Below are 22,780 nucleotides of genomic sequence, written 5' to 3' on the forward strand. Positions count from 1 at the left end.
CTGCGCCGCAACGGCCTGAAGCCCGACGCGATGGCCATCACCGCGGTCGGCGCGGGCGCGGGGCGCACGGTGGGCGGCTCGGCGGGTCTGGCGAAGCCGCGGACCTCACCGGCCGGGCATGGCGGGAAGACGGGGGCACCGGCCGCGCGACCGCCGCGCATCGCCAAACCTGCCCCGCGAAACGCCGACCCGGACAGCACCTCGCTGCTCCATCCGCTCACCGATCGCCGAACGCCGCCCGCGCCGCCGCGTCCCACCGGCCCCCAGCCCACCGGGCCACGCGCCCCGGACCGGCGAGGCCCAATTCCGGCCAGGCCCAACACCTCCGAACCCACCGAAGCGATCGCCGAACCGACCAGCATGACCGACGCGATCGCGCCGCCGAGCGACGCCGACCCACCCGCCGTCGCGCGTCGCGGGCCGGCCGCCGGGGCGGTGAAGTGGCTGGGCTCGTCGGGCAAGAAGGGCAATCGCCTGACGGCGCCGCTGATCGTGGTGGGGATCGTGGTGGCGGTGCTGGTGCTCGGCAGCGGCGTCTACGTGCTGCTCACCCAGGGCAACAAACACCACCAGCCCGCGGCCAGTCAACCGAGCGGCCAAACCGTGAAGTGGCAGCCGATCACCAACGCGCGCATCGCGCGCCAGGCGGCGGCGACCACGCAGGCCGATGGCACGATCTGGATCTTCGGCGGATTGGGCAGTAACCACGCGCTCGTCGCCAACCACGAGGGCTATGACCCGGTGATCGACAGCTGGAAGAGCGGCGACGATCTTCCGGTTCCGGTTCAGCACGCGATGGCGGTGACGTGGCGGGGCAACCCGATCGTGCTCGGCGGCTGGCGGGCCGCGGGAGCGCAAAAGGTTGCCAGCGACCAGGTTTGGCGGGTGGTCAACAGCCACTGGGTCGAGCTGCCCCACCTGTTGCAACCGCGGGCGGCGGCCGCGGCCGCGGTCGTGGGCGACCGCATCGTCGTCACCGGCGGCGTCGACGCGAACGGCGCCCCGCTGAACACCACCGAGGTCTTCGACGGCAACTCCTGGACCCTCGGCACGCCGATCCCGACCCCGCGGCAGATGCTGGCCGCGGCGTCGGACGGCAAGCTGGTGTACGCGGTGGGCGGCAGCAACGGGACCACCGACCTGCCGACCGTCGAGGCGTATGACCCTGCCGCGAAAAGCTGGACGCGGTTGCCCGACCTCCCCCAGCCACGCGGTGATCTCGGCGTGGCGATCGCCGATCGGCGGTTGGTGGCCGTCGGGGGGCAGTCGGCCGGGCAGGTCCTCAAGAGCGTGTCGGTGTTCGATCTGACGACGAACGCGTGGGCCGGCTTGCCGGATCTGGCGATTGCCCGCCACGGCATGGCGGTCGACGCGGTGGGGCAAGCCGTGTTCGCGATCGGCGGGTCGAGCGAGGTCGGCGACGGCCAGGCCACCTCGTCGGCCGAGGCGCTGCAGCTGCCGGCGCGCCGAATCCAGCCCGCCGCGCAATGGCGTTCCCTGCCCGATGCGCCGACGCCTCGGCTGATGACGGCGTGGACCGTGCTCGACGACAAGATCTGGATCGTCGGCGGCCTGCGCGACGGCGTGGCGTTGTCGACGGTCGAAAGCTACGACCCGCGCGCCGGCACCTGGCAGCCGCAACCGCCACTGCCAATCCCGCTGCACCACGCCGCCGCGGCGACCTATCACGGCGAGGTGGTGGTGCTCGGCGGCGCCAGCAGCGACCTCACCCAGGCGTCCACCAAGGTGTTCGCGTTGCGCGCCGGCAAGTGGGTCGAACTGCCGAACCTCACCCACGCCCGCGCGGCGCTGGCCGCCGCGGTGGTCGGCGACAAACTCGTGGCCGTCGGCGGCCAGAACGCCAAGCAACTCGTCGGTCAGACCGAGGTCTTCGACGGCAGCTCGTGGCACGACGCGGCAGACATGCCAACTCCGCGTGAACATCTCGCGGCGGTGTCGGACGGCACCTACGTCTACGCGGTCGGCGGCAGATTCCTGTCGGCCGACAAGAACTCCGCGGCGTTCGAACGGTTCGACCCCCAGTCCGGCAGCTGGACCAAATTGGTCGACATGCCGACCCCCCGCGGCAGCTACGGCGCCGCGTTCATCGACGGCCGGATCCTGGCGGTCGGCGGTGAGGAGCCGACGCGGGTGTTGGGGGTGGCCGAGATGTACGACATCGCCAACGGAACCTGGAGCGCGCTGCCCCCGATGCCCACCCCGCGTCACGCCGAGGCGGTCGCGACGGTGGGTAACACCGTCTACTGCATCGGTGGCGCGAACCGGCCCACCCACGAAGGCCCGGTCGCTACGGTCGAGGCCCTGGACTTCATCTAGCGGTGACGGCGGATCAGTGGCGCTTGAGCCGACTGCGCCACCCCACGAATCCCGCGTACACGATGGTCAACAGCGCCAGCATGCCCACGTCGAACAGCCAGGTCGAGGCCGTGTGCTTGAAGTGGCGGTCTTTCGGGGCAAGCGGGCCGGGCTCGATGGCCCACAGGTCGACCGTCGAGGCCTGCGCCGCATAGCCCCACCGCGAGGGCACCGCCCACGACATCTGGTCCAGGCCGAGCCGGTTGGTGACCGGGACCATGCCCCCGCAGAGCACCAACTGCAGCATCAGGGACACCACCAGCAGCGGCATGATCTGCTCGTTGGACCGGGCCAGGGAGGACAGGACCAGGCCGACCATCGCGGCGGCGACGCACATCGCGGCGGTTGCGACGTATAGCTCGAGGGTGGCACTGCCCAGCAGCAGGGCCGGGCGCGTCGGCGCCCCCTTCCCCAGGATCGTGATGGTCGTGGCGATCGCCGACTGAATGACGGCGAACACGAAGAACACCGCCATCTTCGCGAGCAGATACGCCTTGGTGGACAGGCCGACCGCCTGTTCCCGGCGAAAGATCGGGCGCTCGCCGATGAGGTCGCGGATGGTCAGCGCGGTCCCCATGAACACGGCGGCCATGGTGAGCAACATCAACACCGAGCCCGGCTCGTCGGAGCCGTCGCCGCTGGGATCGGCGACACGGAATCCGGTCGAGCCAGGAACGGTGAGCGACAGCGCGCCCATCACGAACGGCAACAGCGCCAAGAAGATGAAGTAGGCGCGGTCGGCGACGATCAGCCGAACCTGGCGGCGCGCGATCGTGGCGAACTGACGACGGGTGCTCGAGCGTGCCGGCGCGCCCAGGTCGGCCGGCTTCTCCGCCTCGGGTCCCGCCGGCGGCGGTTTGAGCTGGGCCAGGAACCGACGGTTGGCCTCGTCGGGGTCCGCCCCCACCATGCCGAAGATCTTGGCCCAGTTGGTGGTTCCCATGGTCGCTTCGATTTCGTCAGGCGGCCCGCAGTACGCCGTCTTGCCGCCGGGCGCCATCAACAACACCTGGTCGCACAGGTCGAGATAGCTCAGCGAGTGCGTCACCACCAGCACCACCCGACCGGCGTCGGCCAACTGCCGCAACATGGTCATGACCTGTAAATCGAGCGCCGGATCCAGGCCGGAGGTCGGCTCGTCGAGGATCAGCAGCGACGGCCCGGTGAGCAGCTCGAGTGCCACCGAGGCACGCTTGCGCTGCCCGCCGGACAGCTTGTCCACCCGCGTGTCGGCGTGCTTGGTCAGCCCGAGTTCCTCGATCACCTGCGCGACCACCTGCGCGCGGTCCTCTTTGCTGGTGTCGGGCGGCAGGCGCAGCTCGGCGGCATAGTTCAGCGCCTGGGTCACGGTCAGCTGGCGGTGCACGACGTCGTCCTGGGGCACCATCCCGATCCGGCTGCGCAACGACGCGAAGCTGGCGTGAATGTCGTGCCCTTCGAAGGTGATTGAGCCCGAGCTGGGACAGGTGGCGCCGGCGATCAGCCGCGACAGCGTGCTTTTACCGGCCCCGGACCCGCCGATGAGGGCGGTCAGCGTGCCGGGCCTGGCGGTCAGCGAGACTTTGTGGATCAGGCGTTTGCTGTCGATTTCGAAGTCGACCTCGCGCACCTCCAGCCCGCCGGTGCGGGTGGCCGCCTGGGCGCGACGGAGCAGGATCTCGCCGTTGAACACCAGGTCGACGTTGCCGATGGTGACGACGTCGCCCTCGGTCAGCGGCGCCGACAGGATTCGGGTGCCGTTGACGAACGTGCCGTTGATGCTGTGGGCGTCGTGGATCTCCATCCCGGTCGGGCCCGGCACCAGATAGGCATGCTGGCGCGACGCCAGGACGTCCGAGATGACGATGTCGCTGTCCTCGGCGCGGCCGATCACGGCGGCGCCGGTGGGTGGCGCCGCGAGCCTCGACCGGGACCGCTGCACCGCGCGCCGCAGGTTGGTGCTGTCGAACTCCGCGGCCTCGAGGGCTTGCGCGCCGATCTCGGTCAGCGGTTGGCCCTTGGCCGGCACCCCGGCGGGCCGTTCGGGCGGCGGTTGGGGACCGCGGGGAGGCGGCGGTTGGTTCGGATAGCCGACGGCCCGGCGCGGGCCGCTGGCCTGCGGCGATGCCGGAGGCGGCGGCCCGTGGCGCAGCGGGGCCGGCTGCTGGCGCGCGATGCGGGGAGCCGAGCCGCCGACGGGCTGCGCCGGCTCCGGGCGAGGGGGCCGCATGGCACCGGGCCGGGCCAGGGCCTGCATCCCCTCGACCGTCGGCGGCAGCTGACCCACGGTCCGGTCGGGGCGTTCGATCACGAAGCTCAACCGCGGCCCGTCGGGGCTTCCGACGTTGATGCTCTGGCCGTCGCGGATGTCGACGACGGACACCCGGCTCCCGTTGACGAACATCCCGGTCGGCGATCCGTTGTCGATCGCGAGCCATTTGCCCCGGTCGAACCGCAACAGCAGGTGCGCGCGGGCGATCCGCGGATGGGCGACCCGCATGTCGGCACGGAGGTCACTTCCGACGATGAGATCGTGGCCCGCAGCGAAACTGCGCCGTGACCAGTCAGATTGAACAGTCAGCACGGGCGGTGCGGGCCTACTCATCCCATCAGTATTCGACCCGTCGCCACCAAGCGCCAGCGGTTTGGTCATATTGGTCGCCGGCCGCGCTTCGCATTTGCTGGACGGGTCCCTCGCCGTCGCGACGGGCGCCCGGGTGGCCGGGCCGCGCCGTCACAACACGGTCACGATTCGCGGCCGACGGCTCGTCGGGCTGGCTTTTGCGGCCGGCTGTCCGAGCGCCTGGTCACCGCGCCGCGACGCTAAACCTCCCGTGCCCAAACCGTGACCGTCGCGTGCCCAAAAATCAACGCGCCCTTACGCTTCCGCAGGTCAACGCCCATTTATCATCCCTATTACAACTCTGTCAGTTAAAAGGAATTGGAGCCATGCGGACGGGTGTTCGGTGTGTTCTTGCGGTGATCGGAACCGCGGCGAGTGTTGTCGTGACGCCGGCCGGGGTGAGCCTGGCGGCGGCCAACGAGTCGCATGGGTTTGCGATCGCGTCGATTTCCCCGGGCCGCGACGAGGTGGTCGGCGTGGCGCACCCCATCCAGGTGCGCTTCAAAGCGCCCATCACCAACCCGGCCGACCGGCAGGCGGCCGAGCGCGCCGTCGACGTCAAGTCGACGCCCGCGATGACCGGCAAGTTCGAATGGCTCGACAACAAGGTTGTGCAGTGGGTGCCGGATCGATACTGGCCGGCGCACAGCACGATTCCGTTGACGGTGGGCGGCGCGGCCGCCGAGATCAAAACGGGCCCCGCCGTGATCGGCGTCGCCAGCATCTCCGAACACACCTTCACCGTCAGCATCGACGGCGCCGAGGCGGGACCGCCGACGTCGCTGCCCGCGCCGCACCACCGGCCGCACTTCGGCGAGCAGGGCGTGATGCCCGCCTCGATGGGCAGGCCGGAATACCCGACGCCGGTCGGCTCCTACACCGTGCTGGCCAAAGAGGAAGCGGTGACGATGGATTCGAGCAGCGTCGGCATCCCCGTCGACGACCCCAACGGCTACCTGCTGACGGTCAACTACGCCGTCCGCATCACCAGCCGCGGGCTGTTCGTGCACTCGGCCCCGTGGGCCGTCCCCGCCCTGGGTCTCGAGAATGTCAGCCACGGCTGCATCAGCCTGAGCCCCGATGACGCCGAGTGGTACTACGACCACGTCCACGTCGGCGACCCGGTGATCGTCCAGGACTAATCAGGCACCGTTTACGAAGCTCCGCACCCGGGCGTCAGCCGGGTGCGGAGCTTTTAATTATGCTGCGGCCGAACTCTTTTCACTGCAAATAAGGAACGGGCCCGCTGGCGAACACCAGCGGGCCCGGCCCGTTTTCGAAGCTGAGTCGGCCTCAGCTCGCGCCCGAAGGACCGGGGCGAATCGGCTGCCCGGCCGTCGGCCCGCCACTGGGCGCCGGGCCGGCGGGCGCATCCTTCACCCCGGACATGTCGATGATCGGAGCTGCCGCCTCCAGCGGAGCGCCGGCGGCCGCCGGACCGCCCAGGGCGATCAGCGGCGCGCCGGCCGGCACGACGGGCACCGGCGGCACCACCGGCACCGGCGGAGCGAGGGGCAGGGGTGGCACGATCGGCACCGGCGCACCGATCGGCAGCGGCCCCGGCACCGCCATGGGCACACCGGACATGTCGGTCATGGGCGCCGCGCACACGCCACCCGCCGGTGCGCCCGCGGCCACCGTTCCGGCGCCCGCGGCAGGGCCACCTGCGGCCGGCGCCACCTCGCCTGACTGCCCCTCAATGCACGCGTGGCCGCCCGTAATCAGCGGGGCGGCCGCCGCGTCGGGGCTCAACGCGATAGCAGCTCCGCACAACCCAGCGCCGGCAACTACTTTGATGTTGAACCGATCGACGATCGCCATCAGCGTCAACTCTCCTTTATTCACGCTCAGCTATTTCCGCAATCACTTGGTGCAGCAGGCCCGCCTAGCCGTACCGAGGCCGCTTTTCACGACCGCGCCAATTGTCAGCAGCCGGCGCGCGACACGCGCCACGCCGCACCGCGCCGTTTCCAAATGGTGACGTCACAACGGCGTCACGAATCGGAACAGCCCCGGCATACACCGATCGACCTGCGCGAATACGCCTGCGCGGCAGCCGTAGTCAGCGATTCGTGCCCTCGGTCGCGCACCTGAGCGGCGTGTCCTTTGCAGCGAAACCGCGTGCCCGTCCGCTGCCGCGTGCTAAGCGCCCCGACGCGACCGGACCCGAGCCGGCCGGATGCGTGGCCGGACCGACTTCGAATCTCACGGACTTTATTTCTGCGCAGGTCGTTCACAGAAAACTGTTGGTGAACAGTTATCGATTCGAAGGTTACGGAGAAGTTAACATCGAGATTAGAACTGTTGACGGAAAGAGGAGAAGGGGCTATGTCACCACGTCGTCTCGCCACCGGGTTCATCGGTTCCGCCCTGTTCGGCGGCCCGCTTCTCGCCGGTCTCGTCTGGGCCGGCCCAGCGCAGGCCGACGCGGCCGGTTTCCTCAATGACATGCACCGCGACGGGGTCCACGCCGTCACGGGCGGCGACGCCGCCCTGCTGCAGGCCGGCCTTAACGTGTGCCAGCAAATATCGTGGGGCGCTCCTCCGGCGCAACTCGAAGGCCTGGCGCTGCAGCGCTCCGACGACCAGCAGGGCTCCGGCGGGCTCAGCGCTCAACAGGCCAACGACGTGGTCGTCTACGCCATGCGCGATCTGTGCCCCAGCTAGACACCACCTCGACCCACCACACTTCGGCGGCCTAGCGGCCGGCCGTTCTTCGCCGACTATTCACTCTCCCGAATTCTTTGCGCAGCGGGTCGTCGCACTTTTGTGTAAAAGTGCATCATCCGCATCGGGCACAGACATAAAGGAGAAGGTTGGATGGCGGCACGCAGGCGATATGGCCGGTTGATGAGCGCGGCGCTGGCCAGTGGCCCACTTTTGCTGGCCGGGGTCCTATGTGCCGGCCCGGCGCGGGCCGACGGGGCCGCCTTCATCAACGACCTGCACAACGCCGGCATCCACGCCGTCAACGGCGGCGACCCGGAGCTCTTACAGATGGGCGCCGACCTATGCCAGCAGCTTTCCTGGGGCGCCTCTCCGCAACAGCTGGAGGGCTTGGCGCTGCAACGCTCGGACGCCGACCAGGGCACCGGCGGGATCAACGGCCGCCAGGCCGCCGACGTCGTCATCTTCGCCCTGCGCGACCTGTGCCCCAACGCCTGACGGCGAACTAGCGGCGGGCAGCCCGGTCCGCGCTAGGGTGACACTCGAGTGAAGCTGAGCGCACGGAACCTGGCCGGCCTGAAGATCCCGGTCCCGACCTATGACCGCAGCCAGATCGGCGTCGGCATAGCGCATTTCGGCGTCGGCGGGTTCCACCGGTCGCATCAGGCCATGTACATCGACCGCTTGCTCGGTGACGGCCTCGCCCGCGACTTCGGCATCTGCGGGGTCGGCGTGCTGCCGGGCGACGAGCGCATGCGCGACGCGCTGCGCGGCCAGGACCACCTCTACACGCTGATCCTCGAGCACCCCGACGGCACGCGGGAACCGCGGGTCATCGGCTCGATCGTCGATTATCGTTATGCGCCCGACGATCCGGAGTCGGTGATCGAGCTGCTGGCCGCGCCCGCCACCCGGATCATCTCGCTCACCATCACCGAGGGCGGTTATCAGCCACCCCTGAGCGCGGTGTTCGGCTTGGTGGCCGAGGCGTGCAACCGGCGCCGCGAGCGCGGCCTGCCCTCCCCCACGATCGTCTCCTGCGACAACATCGCCGGCAACGGAGACGTGGCCCGACGCGTGTTCACCTCCTACGCCGAGCGGGTCGATCCCGAACTCGCGCAATGGATGCGCGAGAAGACCACCTTTCCCAACTCGATGGTCGACCGGATCACCCCGGTGACCACGCCCGACGTGCTCGAGCGACTGGAGTCCGAATTCGGGGTGACCGACGCCTGGCCCGTGATCGCCGAACCGTTCGCCATGTGGGTCGTCGAGGATCACTTCGCCGACGGCCGACCACCGCTGGATCAAGCCGGGGTGCAACTCGTCGACGACGTGGCGCCGTACGAGGCGATGAAGTTGCGGCTGCTCAACGCCGGGCATCAAGGCCTGTGTTATTTCGCCTACCTCGCCGGATACCGGCTGGTGCACGACGCCGCCCAGGATCCGGTGATCGCGGAATTCGTTGCCCGCTATATGAATTCGGAGGCCATGCCGACGCTGCAGCGCATTCCGGGGCTCGACGAGTTCCGGGCCGGGCTGCTGCCGCGCTTCGCCAACCCGCACATCCGCGACACCGTCGCCAGGCTGTGCGCCGAATCCTCGGACCGCATCCCGAAGTGGTTGTTGCCGGTGGTGCGCGACAACCTGCGCACCGGTGGGGCGGTGCGGCTGTCCGCGGCGATCGTCGCGAGCTGGGCGCGCTACGCCGAGGGCGTCGACGAACAGGGCGAGCCGATCGGGGTGGTGGACCGCCTGGCCGACGCCCTCGTCCCGCTCGCCCGCTCGCAACGCGACGACCCCGTCGCATTCCTGGCCAACCGTTCGGTCTTCGGCGACCTCGTCGACCAGGAGCGCTTTCGCGAGGCCTACGTGTGGGCGTTGGATTCGCTGTACCGGCACGGCGCACGCGCCACCCTGCGGGCGTTGATCGGGGCCGACGCACCGTGACCCTGGTCGCGGGCGTCGACTCCTCGACCCAGTCCTGCAAGGTGCTGGTGTGCGACGCCGCCACCGGCCGGGTGGTCCGCGAGGGTCACGCCGGCCATCCGCACGGCACCGAAATCGCCCCTGCCGCATGGGAATCCGCCGCCCGAGCGGCCATCGCGGCCGCGGGTGGCCTGGACGGCGTCGACGCGGTCGCCGTCGGCGCGCAGCAGCACGGCATGGTGTGCCTGGACGCAACCGGACGGGTGGTGCGCCCCGCGCTGCTGTGGAACGACGTGCGCTCGGCCGACGCCGCGCGCGCACTCGTCGACGAGTTGGGTGGCGCGCGGGCGTGGGCCCGGGCCGTCGGCGTCGTGCCGCTGGCCGCGATCACGGTGGCCAAGCTGCGCTGGCTGGCCGACCACGAGCCAAACCACGCCGACCGCACCGCGGCGGTCTGCCTGCCGCACGACTGGTTGACGTGGCGCCTGCGCGGCGACGCCGACGTCGCGGCGCTGAGCACCGATCGCAGCGACGCCAGCGGCACCGGCTACTACGACGCCGCCACCGGCACTTACCGGTCCGATCTGCTGAAACTGGCCCTGCGTGGCCGGCACCCAGGGCTGCCGAGCGTGCTCGGACCGGCAGGCCGAACCGTCAGCGGCACAACGACATTCGGCGCCGGCCTGGGCGACAACGCCGCCGCCGCGCTGGGCCTGGGTGCCGAAGAGGGCGACGTGATGGTCTCGATCGGGACATCGGGAGTGGTGGCCGCCGTTACCGCGGATCCCGTCCGCGATGACACGGGATTCGTCGCCGGATTCGCCGACGGCACCGGACGTTACCTCCCGCTGGTGTGCACCCTCAACGGCGCGCGGGTGCTGGACGCGGCCGCCGCCATGTTGGGGGTCGACCACGACGAGCTGTCCCGCCTCGCGCTGTCGGCGCCGCCGGGCAGCGCGGGGCTGGTACTGGTCCCCTACCTGGAGGGCGAACGAACCCCCAACCGGCCCAACGCGACCGGGGCGCTGCACGGGCTGCGGGGGTCCAATGCGACGCCGACCAACCTGGCCCGGGCCGCGGTGGAAGGGCTGCTGTGCTCACTGGCCGACGGCCTCGCGCGGCTGACCGCACAGGGCGTCGCCGTGCGCCGCATCCTGCTGGTCGGCGGCGGCGCGCAATCGCGGGCGCTGCGCCAGGCCGCGCCCACGGTGTTCGGCATGCCGGTGCTGGTCCCCGCCCCGGCCCAGTACGTCGCGCTGGGCGCGGCGCGCCAGGCCGCGTGGGCGTTGAGCGGATCACCCGGACCGCCGGCGTGGAATCCGCCGCCCACCACCGAATTCACCGCGGACCCCGCGCCCGAGGTGGCGGCGCGTTACGCGCGGGTGCGCGACCTCACCGAGGGAGCCACCTAGTCGCCGGTCAGCGGCCGAAACACCGGCAGCACCCGGTACTTCGCGCTGAAGCTGGCCTTGTCGTATTTCTCGCGGACCTCGCCGTCGCAGGCGATGACCGTGGGTCCGTCGACGGCGCTGAAGCTGAATTCGGGCACCTGCAGCTCGTGGTAGAGCGGGCTGCGTTCCAGGCGCCCCAGGGCGAGCGCGGTCAGGATTCTGGTCCGCGCCCAGTGCCGCCCGGCCTCGAGGATGCGCACATCGATCAGGCCGTCGTCCATCCGGGTCCGGCGCGCTGGCGCGAACCCGCTCGGCAGATACAGCGAATTGCCCAGGAAGAACAGGGATGTCAGCAGCGTCTTGTTGTCGTAGCGGATGCGCACGGGCTGCTCCTTGCGCAGCGTGCGCAGCATGGCGTACAGGCCGGCCAGCGGCTTGCCGATGCGCTTCTCGAGCTTCTCCCGCCGCCGCACGAACGCCGGGTAGGCGCCGATGCTGGCGGTGTTGAGGATCATCTGAGAATCGTTGAGGCACACCAGGTCCACGCAGGCCACCTGGCCGCGCCGGATCGCGTCGACCGTCTTGGCCACGGTGTCGCAGCCGATGTCCTTGGCGAAATGGTTGAACGTCCCGGCGGGAAAGACGGCCAGCGGCAACCCCGCGTCGATGGCCACCCCCGCGGCGGCCGCGACGGTGCCGTCACCGCCGCCCACCGCGAGCACCTCGGCGCCTTCGGCCGCGTTGCGCAGCACCTGCACCGCGTCGTCGTCGGGACCCAGTTCGCGGATGTCCACCTTCGGTAACGCGGCACGCACCTCGTCGACGACCCGGGCCCCGGTGCCGCTGCCCGACTCCGGGTTGATCACCAGCACCACGCCGGCGCCGTCGGGCCGCTGCGGGGCCGCGACGCGAAGCGGTTCCGTTCGCGGAAGGGCGGTTTCGACGATCGGCGGGACGAGGCGGCCGCCCAGCACGGCCAGGCCCGAACCGATGCCGAACCCGGCGATGACGTCGCCGGGGTAGTGCGCGCCGGTCACCACCCGTGACAGACCGACCAGCCCCGCGAGCAGCGCCAGGCCGAAGCCCAGTGGCGGGTTCTCCAGCCCCACGCCGATGGCGAACGCGGCGGCGCTGGCGGAGTGCCCCGACGGCAACGAGTTCGACGTCGGGCGGCGACGGACCTGCCTGACCAGGGGTACCAGCTCGTAGCCGGGTCGGGGCCGTCGGCGGATCCGCTTGGCGACCTGATTGGTGACCAGGCTGGTGGCGGCCAGCGTCACCAGGCCGCGGGTCGCGCCGCGCTGCGCGCTTTGGCGGCCGGTGGCCAGCAGCGCCGCGCCGATGGCCACCCACAGCTTGGAATGGTCGGCCGCCCGGGTCAGCGGCGGCATCACCGTGTCCAGCAGCGGGGTGTCGGTCTCGGCGATGGCATCGAACAGCTCTCGATCCAGCGTGCCCAGTCCCCGGGTGATCTGTTTGATGCCGCGTGCGCGTTGCCAGGGCCCCCTGTTCATTCGCTACACCCTAAATTGGTCCGAAGACATGGACGCACACGGCTATTGCAGCAGATGGCGCGACAACGCCGATCGCCGCGGCGTGGCCGCGCCCGTCGTCGCCGAGATCGCCCGCCGGCACGGCATCACCGCCGCGCGCTTTGGGGTGCTGGAGGGCATGGCCGAATTCATCGACCCGCACGGCAAATCGTTCTTCCTCATCCCCGCCTACGCCGACGGTGCGCGGGCCCGCGACGCCGCGCTGATGACCTATGTGTTCAACGCGGACACCGGCTACGGCAAACCGGGCGCGCGGCCCACGGACTTTCCGGCGACCCCTTACGGCGCCGCCGAGGTGGCTCGAATCATGGCCCGGCAGAAGGCAAATCGCTGGAGTTACAGCCGCGACGTCGCGTTCGTGCACCGCAATGGCGGGCGCCTGGTCGCCACCCCCAACGGCATGCTCATGGGCCTGGGCGGCAACTGGGTCCAGCGGCTGTTCAGCCAGCGCGGCGGCACCACCTGGGGCGACATCTTCCTCGTCAACGTGGGCAGGGTCGCCGACCCCGGCGGCCAGCTGCACCGGATCGTCTCGTCCGGGTGCGCCTGGTTTCTCGACCGGGCCGGCACCCCCCGCGCCAGTCGCCTCGACCTGGATCGGGTGTTGCACCACGAGGAGCGGCACGCCGCGCAGTGGGCGGACCGCGGCTATCTGGGCATGCTCACCGGCTACGGCCGGGAGCTGTTCCGCGAGTTGGCCTTTGGCGCGGTGAACGGGTTCGAGGAGGACGCGGGCCTGGCCGACGGTGGTTACAGGGCGTGAACCCCGTGATAGAGCACCATTGCGCCGATCACCACGAAGACCGCCGCCAGTAGGGCGCCGTTGTTGCGGTCCATCCAGTCCTTCAGGCGTGCCAGCGTGTCATCGAGGCGGCTGCCGGCCGCGGCATAGGCCAGGATCGGGATGGCGACGCTGGAAGCGGCGATGGCCACGAAGAAGGCGGCGGCCACCCAGTCACCGGCGAGGCCGAGCCCGCTGGTGCCGATGCCCAGCCCCGCGGGGACGCAGATGAGCGACACATCCGGGCGCACCACGGCCAGCACCGCGCCGAGGACCCCGGCCCGGGCCGGGGTGATGCTGGCGAACGAGCGCATCCAGGCCGGGGATTCGGCCTGGCCGTGCCGGTTTAGCCAGCGGTAGATGCCGTAGACGATCAGCGCCGAACCGAGCACCACGCGCAGCCACGACGACCACCGCGGGGGCGCCTTGTCCAAGCCGCCCAGCAGACCGGAGGCCGCCACCGAAATGGCCGTCAGCGCGGACAGGCTCAGCAACCAGCCGCCCAGAAACGCCAGGCTGCTCGGCCGCGGCCGCGGCGCCTGGAGCACCAACACCGCCGGAATGACCGTGAGCGGAGAGAGCGAGATGACCAGTCCGAGCGGAACGAGGCCGGTCAGCACCGTCCCCCAGCTTCCTGCCATGGGCGGCATCCTGCCATTGCCGTGCCGGTGCGAGGCCGAAACGCGCCGATCAGGCCAGCGCGCGAATCCCGTTGTAGAGCACGATCAACCCGATCAGGAACAGGATGACGGCCATCATCGCGTCGTGGTTGGCCTCCATCCAGGCCTTGAGACGTTCCAGGGCATCATCGAGGCGGTCCCCGGCGCCGACGTAGGCCAAGACCGGGATGGCGACCGTCGACGCGGCGAGCACGACGAAGATCGCGGCCGCAATCACCTGGGCGCCGGCGCTCAGGGTGCTGTTGCCGACGGCCAGGCCGGCGGCCGCGCACAGGATCAGCACCTCGGGCCGTACCGGCACCAGCACCGCGCCCATCACCCCGGCGCGCGCCGGCGACAGAGTGGAGAACGACCGCATCCAGCGCGGCATGCTGCGCTGCCGATGCCGGGTGAACCAGTGATAGGCGGCCAGCGCGAGGAGCGCCACGCCGAAGGCCAGCCGCACCCAGGCCGCCCATTTCGGCGGAGTCGCGTGGAAGCCGCTGAGCAACTCCGACCCGCTGACGAAGGCGGCGGTGAGGGCGACCAGGCCCAGCAGCCAGCCGCCCAGAAAGGAGAGGCTGGCCGGGCGCGGCCGGGGCGCGTGCAGCACCAGCACCGCGGGAATGACCGTGATCGGCGACAGGGCGATGACGGCCGCCAACGCCACGAGTTTGCTCAGGACCGAGGCCCAACTTGCGTCCACGGGCAGCAATCATCGCATTGGCGTGGCGCTCATGCGGTCATCACCGCGGCCGTCAGCCTTTGCGGCGCAGCGTCCAGGCGGGCACCCAGTGCGTCACCGTTCGGCGCTTGGCCCCGTAGGCGACGGGATAGGTCACCAGCCCCCACCAGTCGCCCTGCTCGCACAGGCCCCAGCAACTCAGCCACCCCTCGACGACCTTGTGCAGCTGCAGCCCGTTGGGCTGATACCGGCCCGAGCGGTGCGGCTCGCGCGGGAAAAGCACCGTCAGGTCGACCAGCACCGCGACCGCCGGACGGACCACCCGAAACGGGCTGCGGACCGGTTGGCCGTTGTACCCGATCGACGCGAGCGGACCCATCGATCGATCATACGTTCGAATGAGCGGCGCGTTGAGCCCCCAGGTTCGCCCGGTTCGCTTCTGGCAACATAGCGGTGTGTTCAGCCAAACCGCGACGTCCCGGGCGGTTCGGTGAGCATCGAAACCACCGAAGAATCACCGAGCCGCCGCGGCCTGCTGAAGGGTCGCCGCCCGGCGGCCGCGGCGGCGCTGGATCCGCTGCTCGTCGCCGTGCTGGCCGTCGCGGTCGGCCTGGCCGGCGCCGCCCGGCCCTCATTCTGGTACGACGAGGCCGCGACCATTTCGGCCGCCTACAGCCGGTCACTGATCCAGATGTGGCACATGCTGGGCAACGTCGACGCCGTCCACGGTTCGTACTACCTGCTGATGCACGGGTGGTTCCAGGTCTTCCCGCCCACCGAGTTCTGGTCGCGCGCCCCCAGCGCCCTGGCCGCGGGGGCGGCGGCCGCCGGCGTCGTCGTGCTGGGCAAGCAGTTCTCGTCCCGTACCGTCGCGGTGGCCTCCGGGTTGTTCTGCGCGATCCTGCCCCGGACCACGTGGGCGGCCATCGAGGCGCGCCCGTACGCAATGTCGATGATGGCCGCCGTGTGGCTCACCGTCCTGCTGGTCTACGCTGCGCGCCGCGACACCGGTTGGCTGTGGCTGGCCTATGCCGTCGCGCTGGCCTGCTCGGTCGTGCTCGACGCGTACCTTGCCCTGCTGCTGGCGGCGTATGCCGTGTTCATCGGCGTCTTCCACCGCGCCCGAACGTCCTTGGCGGGCTTCGCGATTGCCTCGGTGTTGGCGGTAGCCGCTCTGCTGCCGTTCCTGATGACGGTCGCCGGGCAGGCACACCAGATCAGTTGGGTCGCACCCATCGGCCACCGCACCATCGAAGACGTGGTGATGCAACAGTATTTCGAACGATGCCCGCCGTTCGCCGTGCTGTCGGCGTTGCTGATCGGCGCAGCAATCGTGTTGTGGCTCAGCGGGTCCGCGCGTCTGGCGGATTCGCAGCGCCGGCTGCTGGTGCTGACGACGGGGTGGCTCGCGGCACCGACGGCCGCGATCGTGACGTATTCGGCACTGGTTCATCCGATCTACACCCCGCGCTACCTGTGCTTCACCGCGCCCGCGCTGGCGCTGATCCTGGGCGTCTGCGCCGGCGCGGTGGCCGCCAAGCCGTGGCTGACAGCGGCGCTCGTCGGTCTTTTCGCCGTTGCCGCCGCGCCCAATTATGTTCAGGTGCAACGTAACCCGTATGCCAAATACGGTATGGACTACAGCCAGGTCGCCGACCTGATCACCGCGAAGGCCGCACCGGGCGATTGCCTACTGGTCAACGACACGGTGACGTTCATGCCGGCCCCGATGCGGCCGCTGCTGGCGGCGCGCCCGGCTGCCTATCGCAAGCTGATCGACCTCACGCTGTGGCAGCGGGCGACCGATCGCAACGACGTGTTCGACACCAACCTGATCCCCGAGGTGGTGGCCGGACCGTTGAGCCAGTGCGGCGTCGTCTGGATCATCACGCAGGCCGACCCGTCGCAGCCGTCGCACGAACAGGGTCCGGCGCTGCCGCCGGGCCCGGTCTATTGGGCGAGCACCGCCTTCGCGGTGCCGCACGACCTGGGCTTCCGCCTGGTGGAGCGCTGGCAGTTCAACCTGGTCCAGGTGCTCAAAGCCCAGCGCTAGTCACCAGATGTGGATCCAGTCGACGAGCATGTCCGCCGGGTAGGTGGCCGCCGCCGGATCGCCGGCACCGACCCCGCCGACCGCCAGGGTGAACATGGGCGTCATCCAGTAGCCGGGATTGTTGAACGGCCACCGGAAGTCGTCCGGGGCGCCGCCGTGGACGTGGATGGGTTTGTTTGGCACGGTGAAGTACTGCGCCCCGTCGCGGGCGAACTGGAATCCGTCCTCGCCCCAGTGCATTCGCCAGGTGTGCCAGTTGCCGTCGACCATGCCGGGGATGGACTTGCCCTCCCACGTCTTGCCGTTCGACGCGGCGTGCACCGTGGTGCCCGGCGGCCACGAGCCGTTGCCGTACCACTCGAAAAGGTCGACCTCGCCGTCCGGCAGCGGGTCCTCGTTCACACCCCAGAACGCCGACCACAGGCCCGGTTCCAGACAGTTCAGTTTGATCCGCGCTTCCCAGGTCTGGTTGATCATGCTGCGGAAGTTGCCGCGCAGTTTGGCGCCGTAGTAGGTGTCACCTTCCTGGGTGGCGCGCAGCACGAGATTGGAGTTGCCGTCCTGGAACACGTTTCGGCGGTCGTCGCGGTAGATCCCGGCGACCGGCGGGAACACGTCGTCCTGCCAGGTCTGGATGGTCCACTTGCCCGGATCGGGAGCCGAACCCGCCGGGCCGTCGAACTCGTCGGCGAAGATGTAGCCGCCGCCGCCCGCCGCCGGTGCGGCCGGCACCGAAGGGCCCGATGGGGCGGCCCAGGCACCCGGCAAGCGCATCGCAGCCCCGATCATGCCGAGGCCCGACATCAACATCATGCTGCGACGATCCATCTAAACCACCAATCGTTAAAGCCGGCTCGTCAAGCTCGGCGCGATCTCCCCAGGCAACTCTCGCAAACGGTGTTATGAAACCACGCGGTGGGGTGGCCCGCATGCTGCCGTCGCGATCCGCGCGCGACGTTCCCGATCACGACCCGCGCGCCGGTCCGTCGCCGCGATCCCCCTGGCATAAACAAGGGACGATAGCAGCAGTGAGGCCCGCTTCCAGGGATTTCACCTCCCAGCCATCAACTTAGTTGACATCGCTGCGGCCGCTGGTATCAAGGAGATTGATGGTTCGAGAAAGGAAAGCAACCATGTCTCATGGATTCTTCGGCGGTTTCGGTGGGCCCGGTTTCGGTGGGCCCGGTTTCGGTGGGCCCGGTTTCGGTGGTCCGGGCTTTGGCGCGCCGGGCTTCGGTGGGCCGGGCTTCGGTGGTCCCGGGTTCGGCGGTCCGGGTGCCGGTGGGCCCGGCTTCGCGCCGTTCGGCAAGAAGGGTCGGCACGGTCTCAAGCGCGCCGCGTTCGTCACCGCGGCGTTGCTGCTGGACGGCCCGGCCGACGCCGCACAGGTGGTGCAACGGGTATCCGATGCGACCGGCGGTGCGTTCACCCCTCCCCAGGACATCGCCGAGCTTGCGATCGGGGTCCTCGCCGGTCGCGGCGTCGTCACCGTCGACGGCGGTGTGGCGACGCTGACCGAGCTCGGCCGAAACCTGTTGGCCTGGCGCGGGGTCAGCAGCGAGACCGCGCACGCCTTCTTGGGCCGGGCGGCCAAGTTCGGTGACGTGGTGAAGATCCGCAAGGAGCTCTTCGAGATCGCCGGCCTGGCCCGCACCATCGCCTGGACGGGCACCGACGAGCAGAAGCAGCAGCTCGCCGAGACCCGCACCAAGGTGCTCGAGGCGTTGACCGACGCGCGCAAGGCGCTGCACCGCGTGCTCGGCGAGGACTAGCGCGGCGGCGCCGGCTAGCGGGACGTGGGTTCGCTGAGCCTGACCAGGGTCTTGCCGACGTTGACGCCGGTGAACAGGCCGTTGAGGGCATCGACGCACGACTCGATGCCCTCAAAGATGGTCTGCCGGTGGTGAAGTCGGCCCTCGGCCTCCCACTGGCGTAGCGCGGCGAACGCCTCGTCGAAGCGGCCCCACTGATCGAGCGCGTTGAACCCCTGCATTAACGCGGTCTTGGACAACAGGTTCACGTAGTTGGCCGGCCCGGGGTGGTCTCCGGTCAGGTAGCTGGAGATGACGCCGCACAGGACGACGCGCGCGTGCGAGGCCAGCCGGCCCAGCACGGCGTTGAGGATGGGCCCGCCCACATTGTCGAAATAGACGTCGACGCGTTGCGGGCAATGCTTTTTCAGCGCCGCCGCGACGTCGTCGTTCTTGTAGTCGATGCACGCGTCGAAGCCGAAATCCTCCACCACCGCCCGGCATTTCTCCGGACCGCCGGCGATCCCCACCACCCGGGCGCCGGCGATCTTGGCGATCTGCCCGGCGACCGATCCGGTGGCACCCGCGGCCGCCGACACCACCACCGTTTCCCCGGGCTGCGGCCGGCCGATGTCGGTCATGCCGAAATAGGCGGTGGCGCCGGTCGGCCCGTAGACCGACATGATCGCCAGCTGGTCGTCCTCCCCGGGGATCGGCGTGCTGAACAGGTCGTCGCGGATGAGCGCGTATTCCTGGAAACCGGTCAGGGTGGTGACGACGTCACCGACGGCGTAGGCGTCGCACCGCGAGGCGACCACCTCGCCGATCCCGGCCGCCCGGATGACCTCACCCAACTGCACCGGCGGAAGGTAGCTGGGCTGGTCGTCGAGCCAGGTGCGCGCGGCGGCGTCGATGCCGACGTACGTGGTGCGCAACAGCGCCTCGCCGTCGGCGGGCTCGGGCGCCGGCGTGGTGACCAGTTCCGTGTCCTCCGGCTGGACCAGCCCGGACGGGCGACGACGAAGCAGGACCTGGCGATTCGGCACATCGGGCACGATCGTAAAAACTACCGAACCGGCCGTAAACGCAGAAGCGAATGGCATATTCATTCCATGGCAGCAAACGAAGACCCGGAAGACCGGATCCGGGAACTCGAGCGCCCGCTCGCCGAGGCGGCGCGGGCGTCCGAGCAGGGCAGCGCGCAGCCCGCCGGCCAAAACTATCCCCCCGGCCCAGCGGGCGCCCCGCCACCGCCGCCCACCCCGTGGACATCCGGCGGGCCCACATTCGGCCCGCCCCAGCAACGCCCTTCCGGCAACCGCGCATGGTGGATCGTCGGCACGCTCGTCGCCATCGGTGTGCTGGCAATTGCCGGCGGCATCGCCGCCTTTGCGGCACACCAGCTTTCGGGCGTGAAGTCGATCATCAACTCGCCACCGACCATCTCCAAAACGTTTAGCCCGCCCAGCATTTCGACGAGCCCCGGCCCGTCGACCTCCCGGCGGAAGTCGGCCTCGCCGTCCACCTCGCCCGCCGCTCCGCCGGGCACCGAGCTCAGCGTCTCGGGCGTCAACGAGAACCGGACCATCGCTTGCAACGACAACATCGTCAGCGTCAGTGGGGTTTCCAACACGGTCACGATCACCGGGCATTGCACCAGCCTGTCGGTGTCCGGTGTGCAGAATGAGATCACCGTGGAGACCGTCGACAGCATCGAGGCCTCCGGCTTCAACAACAAAGTCACCTACCGCTCGGGCGCACCGAAGATCAGCAACTCCGGCGGCTCGAACGTGGTGCAGCAGGGCTAAGCCGAAACCTCTTGTTACGCAGGCTCTTCGGCGTCGTCGTCCAGGACGCTGACCGCGATGCCGTAGGGCAGGAACCGCACCTTGCGTTTGGGGTCGACGTTGTTCTTGTTCGCCCGCAGCGCGTCGAGTTCGGTCGCATAGACCTGTTCGACGCGTGCGCCGCCGCTTTCGTCGACGGTGTAGATGGCCCACACGCCCTCACCGGCTTCGCCGGCGGTTTCCGGGGCGCTGCGCGGGCGCCGCGTCAGGTCGTCGAAGACGGCGGACCAGCCCGTCCGGGCGCCGGGGGCGGCCACGAACCTGCTGACCCGCTCGAACACGTCACGCAGGCTTTCGCTGCCTTCCCGAATCATTCGATCGAATTCGTCGGGGTCGAATCCGAATCCACTGTGCTCGCCCACGCGACCTCCTTGGCGCTCGTGCCGTAACTGCCAGTGTGCGCTCAGTCCAGACCGTTTGCCACGCGCTACGGGGCCGGTGGCGCCGGCGGGGGCGGCGGGGTGATCGGAATCGGCACCGTGACGAACGGGAAGTGCAGATACATCGTCACCGGCGGCTGCTGGGGCAGCTGCGGTGCGGCGGGCGCGGGCGCCGGGGGCGGCGCCGCCGGCGGAGGCGCAGCCGGTACCGCGGCCGGCGGGGGCGCCGGGCGCTCGACGGGCGGCGGTGTGTACTGCGGCGCGGGCCGGGCCGGGGCGCGCCGGACCGGTGCCGCGGGCGGCACCGTGACCGGTTCCTGCGGCGCGGGCTGCTGCACCGGCGACGGCGCCGGGGCGGCCACCTCCGACGGGCTGGGTGCGGGCGCGGGCGGCGGTGGCGCCGGGCTCGGGACGGGCAGCTGCGCTTGCGGGGGGTTGCTCGGTGGGGCCGCCGGTAGCTGCACTCCGGGCGTGGCGACGCCGACGCCGGAATTGTGGCGCACGTTCGATCCCGGGCGATCCGACGCCAGAGTCACCAGCACCACCCCGCCGATCACGGCGACGATGCCGGCCAGGGCGCTGCCGGCCAGCAGCATGGACAAGGGCCGGCGGCGCGGGGGGTCCTCGTCGTTGTCGGCGACGGCGCTGTAGGCCCGCACGTCGGTGTCGACGTCGGCGTGGCCCCAGACGTCCAGGTACGTCGGGCCGAGGCCGGGTGGATTCATTTCGCCGGTGCCCGGATCCAGCGCGTAGGCCAGGGCGGCCGTCGACGACGCGAACAGCGGCGCGTTCGCCGAGGCCAGGGCCGCGCCGCGGGCCAGCGCCATGTCCGGCTCCTCGGGGCCGGTGACCGGAAGCGGGGTGGCCGCCTCGAGCGTGGACTTCAGCGCCACGATGTCGGTTCCGCAGCCGATCACGAACACACCGTCGGCGCGCGACCCGCGGGCGTCCAGACCGGAGACCATCGACGCCAGCTCGACGGCCAGGCCGCCCGCGCGAGCGTCGCCGATCTGGCGCCGGTGCAGATCGACGATGGAGCCGTCGGAGACGTCGACCACCGCCAGCGTCGCGTTCGCCGGCTCGACGAACAGCATCGCGAGGCGCTCGTAGCCGAGCGCGTATCCGACGGTCTGGGCCAGCGCGGCGGCGGCCAGCAACGGCGCGACCAGCATCACGCCGTCGATCTCGCGGGTGGCGAGCGCCTCCCGCAGCGCCCCGACGCCGGCGGGGTCACTCCAGGTGACCCCGATGGAGGTCAGCCGGTGGCCGCCCTCGAGCACTCCTTCGCGGGTGCCGATGATCGCGTCGATCACCTGACCGACCGCACCGGCGCCCAGATCAGCCGAATTCCCTGCAGCTCCAACCGCGAACTCTTCTTGTTCGACGGTCACGCCATCCGCATTTTCACCTTCGATCGCTACCAGGCGGACTGTCCTGGGAGCCATCGACACTCCAAGCACGATGTCCACGTAACGCCTCCAAGGTCTTTTGCAACGCCCTGTGCGAGGGCACGACGGGATGAACCCCGTCCGAACTTGGTGACATAAACGTTACGCGCGTGCGGCTAACCCCGCAGGCGGTGTGCGTACGCAGGAAGGACGCTAGTAGCCCGGCCCCAGGAACGGATTCTGGGAGCTGCCCGGATACTGCGAATACTGGTTCCCCGGATACGGCTGATATTGCGGGTACTGCGGCGTCGACGGGGCCTGCTGCTGGGGAACCGGCACCGGAATCGGTATCGGCAGCAGCGGAACGTGGATCCACTCCGTGGTCATGGGCACCGTCGAGGTGGTGGTCGTCGGCGGCGGTGGCGGCGGCGGTGTGGAGCTGGTTTCCACCGGCGGTGGCGGCGGCACCGTCGTGGTGACCGTCGGTTGCGGCGGCGCGGTGGTGGGCGGCGCCGTATGCCTGGGGGTGTAGACCGGTGCCGGCGGTGCGGTGGTGACCACCACCGGTGGCGGTGGCGGTGGCGGTGACGGCGGCGGTTCCGGTGGTGGCGGCGGCGGGCTGGGAATCGGTTGCGCACTGGGCGGCGGCGCATACCGCTTGTCACCGAACGTCTTTCGATGCACGGCCGCACGCCGATCCTCACGCCGGCGCAATCGA

General features: G+C 70.2%; 20 protein-coding genes and 1 pseudogene. 10 read left to right on the forward strand and 11 right to left on the reverse strand.

Annotated elements, in window-relative coordinates; all coding sequences use genetic code 11:
• On the forward strand, positions 1 to 2,337 hold a 2,337-nt coding region (locus A5624_RS06525; RefSeq protein WP_066863384.1), incomplete at its 5' end, for a kelch repeat-containing protein.
• A 13-nt stretch (positions 2,338 to 2,350) separates the two neighbouring features.
• Here A5624_RS06525 and A5624_RS06530 read toward each other — a convergent pair.
• Positions 2,351 to 4,960, reverse strand: coding sequence for an ATP-binding cassette domain-containing protein (locus tag A5624_RS06530; RefSeq protein ID WP_066863388.1), 2,610 nt, complete (start codon positions 4,958 to 4,960; stop codon positions 2,351 to 2,353).
• A gap of 344 nt (positions 4,961 to 5,304) precedes the next feature.
• On the opposite strand from A5624_RS06530, the gene A5624_RS06535 reads away from it, so the two are divergent.
• Positions 5,305 to 6,120 carry a L,D-transpeptidase gene (locus A5624_RS06535; protein WP_066863391.1) on the forward strand — a complete coding sequence of 272 codons (816 nt, stop codon included), beginning with the start codon at positions 5,305 to 5,307 and terminating at the stop codon, positions 6,118 to 6,120.
• A gap of 151 nt (positions 6,121 to 6,271) precedes the next feature.
• Here the strand turns inward: A5624_RS06535 and A5624_RS06540 are convergent, their stop codons facing one another.
• Positions 6,272 to 6,808, reverse strand: a complete 537-nt coding sequence (locus A5624_RS06540) for a hypothetical protein (RefSeq protein WP_066863394.1) — start codon at positions 6,806 to 6,808, stop codon at positions 6,272 to 6,274.
• Between the two features lie 498 nt (positions 6,809 to 7,306).
• Between A5624_RS06540 and A5624_RS06545 the strand changes: the two genes are divergently transcribed.
• The 4 genes from A5624_RS06545 to A5624_RS06560 all read left to right on the forward strand — a co-directional run bounded on the left by A5624_RS06545 (position 7,307) and on the right by A5624_RS06560 (position 10,986).
• Positions 7,307 to 7,645, forward strand: a complete 339-nt coding sequence (locus tag A5624_RS06545) for a DUF732 domain-containing protein (RefSeq protein WP_066863399.1) — start codon at positions 7,307 to 7,309, stop codon at positions 7,643 to 7,645.
• Between the two features lie 183 nt (positions 7,646 to 7,828).
• On the forward strand, positions 7,829 to 8,143 hold the full coding sequence (locus A5624_RS06550) for a DUF732 domain-containing protein (RefSeq protein ID WP_369806912.1): 315 nt from the start codon (positions 7,829 to 7,831) through the stop codon (positions 8,141 to 8,143).
• A 48-nt stretch (positions 8,144 to 8,191) separates the two neighbouring features.
• Positions 8,192 to 9,595: a mannitol dehydrogenase family protein gene (locus A5624_RS06555; protein ID WP_066863405.1), complete on the forward strand. Its 1,404-nt coding sequence runs from the start codon at positions 8,192 to 8,194 to the stop codon at positions 9,593 to 9,595.
• A complete protein-coding gene (locus tag A5624_RS06560) occupies positions 9,592 to 10,986 on the forward strand; it encodes an FGGY-family carbohydrate kinase (protein ID WP_066863408.1) in 1,395 nt (464 codons plus the stop codon). The genes A5624_RS06555 and A5624_RS06560 overlap by 4 nt, the downstream gene beginning before the upstream one ends.
• Here the strand turns inward: A5624_RS06560 and A5624_RS06565 are convergent.
• Entirely contained in the window at positions 10,983 to 12,479 is a 1,497-nt protein-coding gene (locus A5624_RS06565; protein WP_066863412.1) for a bifunctional phosphatase PAP2/diacylglycerol kinase family protein, read from the reverse strand. The two genes, A5624_RS06560 and A5624_RS06565, sit on opposite strands and share 4 nt — an antisense overlap.
• Positions 12,480 to 12,507: 28 nt before the next feature.
• Between A5624_RS06565 and A5624_RS06570 the strand changes: the two genes are divergently transcribed.
• The gene (locus tag A5624_RS06570) at positions 12,508 to 13,281 is read left to right on the forward strand and encodes a hypothetical protein (RefSeq protein ID WP_066863415.1); all 774 of its coding nucleotides are present in this window, start codon (positions 12,508 to 12,510) and stop codon (positions 13,279 to 13,281) included.
• Here A5624_RS06570 and A5624_RS06575 read toward each other — a convergent pair.
• The 3 genes from A5624_RS06575 to A5624_RS06585 are packed head-to-tail and all read right to left on the reverse strand — an operon-like array spanning position 13,269 to position 15,022.
• On the reverse strand, positions 13,269 to 13,940 hold the full coding sequence (locus A5624_RS06575; protein ID WP_066863446.1) for a GAP family protein: 672 nt from the start codon (positions 13,938 to 13,940) through the stop codon (positions 13,269 to 13,271). The genes A5624_RS06570 and A5624_RS06575 overlap by 13 nt on opposite strands.
• Positions 13,941 to 13,989: 49 nt before the next feature.
• Positions 13,990 to 14,664, reverse strand: a complete 675-nt coding sequence (locus A5624_RS06580) for a GAP family protein (protein WP_066863418.1) — start codon at positions 14,662 to 14,664, stop codon at positions 13,990 to 13,992.
• A 52-nt stretch (positions 14,665 to 14,716) separates the two neighbouring features.
• Positions 14,717 to 15,022: a hypothetical protein gene (locus tag A5624_RS06585; RefSeq protein ID WP_066863422.1), complete on the reverse strand. Its 306-nt coding sequence runs from the start codon at positions 15,020 to 15,022 to the stop codon at positions 14,717 to 14,719.
• Positions 15,023 to 15,178: 156 nt separating this feature from the next.
• On the opposite strand from A5624_RS06585, the gene A5624_RS06590 reads away from it, so the two are divergent.
• Entirely contained in the window at positions 15,179 to 16,696 is a 1,518-nt protein-coding gene (locus A5624_RS06590; protein ID WP_156748878.1) for a glycosyltransferase family 39 protein, read from the forward strand.
• On the opposite strand, the gene A5624_RS06595 is transcribed toward A5624_RS06590, so the two are convergent.
• Complete coding sequence (locus tag A5624_RS06595; RefSeq protein ID WP_066863428.1) at positions 16,697 to 17,524, reverse strand: family 16 glycosylhydrolase; 828 nt, start codon at positions 17,522 to 17,524, stop codon at positions 16,697 to 16,699.
• A 305-nt stretch (positions 17,525 to 17,829) separates the two neighbouring features.
• Between A5624_RS06595 and A5624_RS06600 the strand changes: the two genes are divergently transcribed.
• Positions 17,830 to 18,468 carry a hypothetical protein gene (locus A5624_RS06600; protein WP_066863430.1) on the forward strand — a complete coding sequence of 213 codons (639 nt, stop codon included), beginning with the start codon at positions 17,830 to 17,832 and terminating at the stop codon, positions 18,466 to 18,468.
• 14 nt (positions 18,469 to 18,482) lie between these two features.
• Here the strand turns inward: A5624_RS06600 and A5624_RS06605 are convergent, their stop codons facing one another.
• Positions 18,483 to 19,502, reverse strand: coding sequence for an NADP-dependent oxidoreductase (locus A5624_RS06605; protein ID WP_066863433.1), 1,020 nt, complete (start codon positions 19,500 to 19,502; stop codon positions 18,483 to 18,485).
• A gap of 57 nt (positions 19,503 to 19,559) precedes the next feature.
• Here A5624_RS06605 and A5624_RS06610 point away from each other — a divergent pair, with 57 nt between their 5' ends.
• Positions 19,560 to 20,255 (forward strand): DUF3060 domain-containing protein, encoded by a 696-nt coding sequence (locus A5624_RS06610; RefSeq protein ID WP_066863436.1) that lies wholly within the window; start codon positions 19,560 to 19,562, stop codon positions 20,253 to 20,255.
• Between the two features lie 14 nt (positions 20,256 to 20,269).
• Here A5624_RS06610 and A5624_RS06615 read toward each other — a convergent pair whose 3' ends face one another.
• The 3 genes and pseudogenes from A5624_RS06615 to A5624_RS28500 all read right to left on the reverse strand — a co-directional run.
• Complete coding sequence (locus tag A5624_RS06615) at positions 20,270 to 20,608, reverse strand: hypothetical protein (RefSeq protein WP_369827449.1); 339 nt, start codon at positions 20,606 to 20,608, stop codon at positions 20,270 to 20,272.
• Between the two features lie 113 nt (positions 20,609 to 20,721).
• Positions 20,722 to 22,143 (reverse strand): hypothetical protein, encoded by a 1,422-nt coding sequence (locus A5624_RS06620; protein WP_066863442.1) that lies wholly within the window; start codon positions 22,141 to 22,143, stop codon positions 20,722 to 20,724.
• A gap of 132 nt (positions 22,144 to 22,275) precedes the next feature.
• Positions 22,276 to 22,780: pseudogene (locus tag A5624_RS28500) on the reverse strand (hypothetical protein); the annotation flags it as partial.

Source organism: Mycobacterium sp. 1482292.6, from assembly GCF_001672995.1.
GTDB lineage: Bacteria > Actinomycetota > Actinomycetes > Mycobacteriales > Mycobacteriaceae > Mycobacterium > Mycobacterium europaeum_A.

What these genes read in the sequence shown, in the direction of transcription:
- A5624_RS06530 (WP_066863388.1), bottom strand. Translation starts at nt 4,960, where the DNA reads ATGAGTAGGCCCGCACCGCCCGTGCTGACTGTTCAATCTGACTGGTCA.
- A5624_RS06535 (WP_066863391.1), top strand. Translation starts at nt 5,305, where the DNA reads ATGCGGACGGGTGTTCGGTGTGTTCTTGCGGTGATCGGAACCGCGGCG.
- A5624_RS06545 (WP_066863399.1), top strand. Translation starts at nt 7,307, where the DNA reads ATGTCACCACGTCGTCTCGCCACCGGGTTCATCGGTTCCGCCCTGTTC.
- A5624_RS06550 (WP_369806912.1), top strand. Translation starts at nt 7,829, where the DNA reads ATGAGCGCGGCGCTGGCCAGTGGCCCACTTTTGCTGGCCGGGGTCCTA.
- A5624_RS06565 (WP_066863412.1), bottom strand. Translation starts at nt 12,479, where the DNA reads ATGAACAGGGGGCCCTGGCAACGCGCACGCGGCATCAAACAGATCACC.
- A5624_RS06570 (WP_066863415.1), top strand. Translation starts at nt 12,508, where the DNA reads ATGGACGCACACGGCTATTGCAGCAGATGGCGCGACAACGCCGATCGC.
- A5624_RS06575 (WP_066863446.1), bottom strand. Translation starts at nt 13,940, where the DNA reads ATGGCAGGAAGCTGGGGGACGGTGCTGACCGGCCTCGTTCCGCTCGGA.
- A5624_RS06585 (WP_066863422.1), bottom strand. Translation starts at nt 15,022, where the DNA reads ATGGGTCCGCTCGCGTCGATCGGGTACAACGGCCAACCGGTCCGCAGC.
- A5624_RS06595 (WP_066863428.1), bottom strand. Translation starts at nt 17,524, where the DNA reads ATGGATCGTCGCAGCATGATGTTGATGTCGGGCCTCGGCATGATCGGG.
- A5624_RS06600 (WP_066863430.1), top strand. Translation starts at nt 17,830, where the DNA reads ATGTCTCATGGATTCTTCGGCGGTTTCGGTGGGCCCGGTTTCGGTGGG.
- A5624_RS06610 (WP_066863436.1), top strand. Translation starts at nt 19,560, where the DNA reads ATGGCAGCAAACGAAGACCCGGAAGACCGGATCCGGGAACTCGAGCGC.
- A5624_RS06615 (WP_369827449.1), bottom strand. Translation starts at nt 20,608, where the DNA reads ATGATTCGGGAAGGCAGCGAAAGCCTGCGTGACGTGTTCGAGCGGGTC.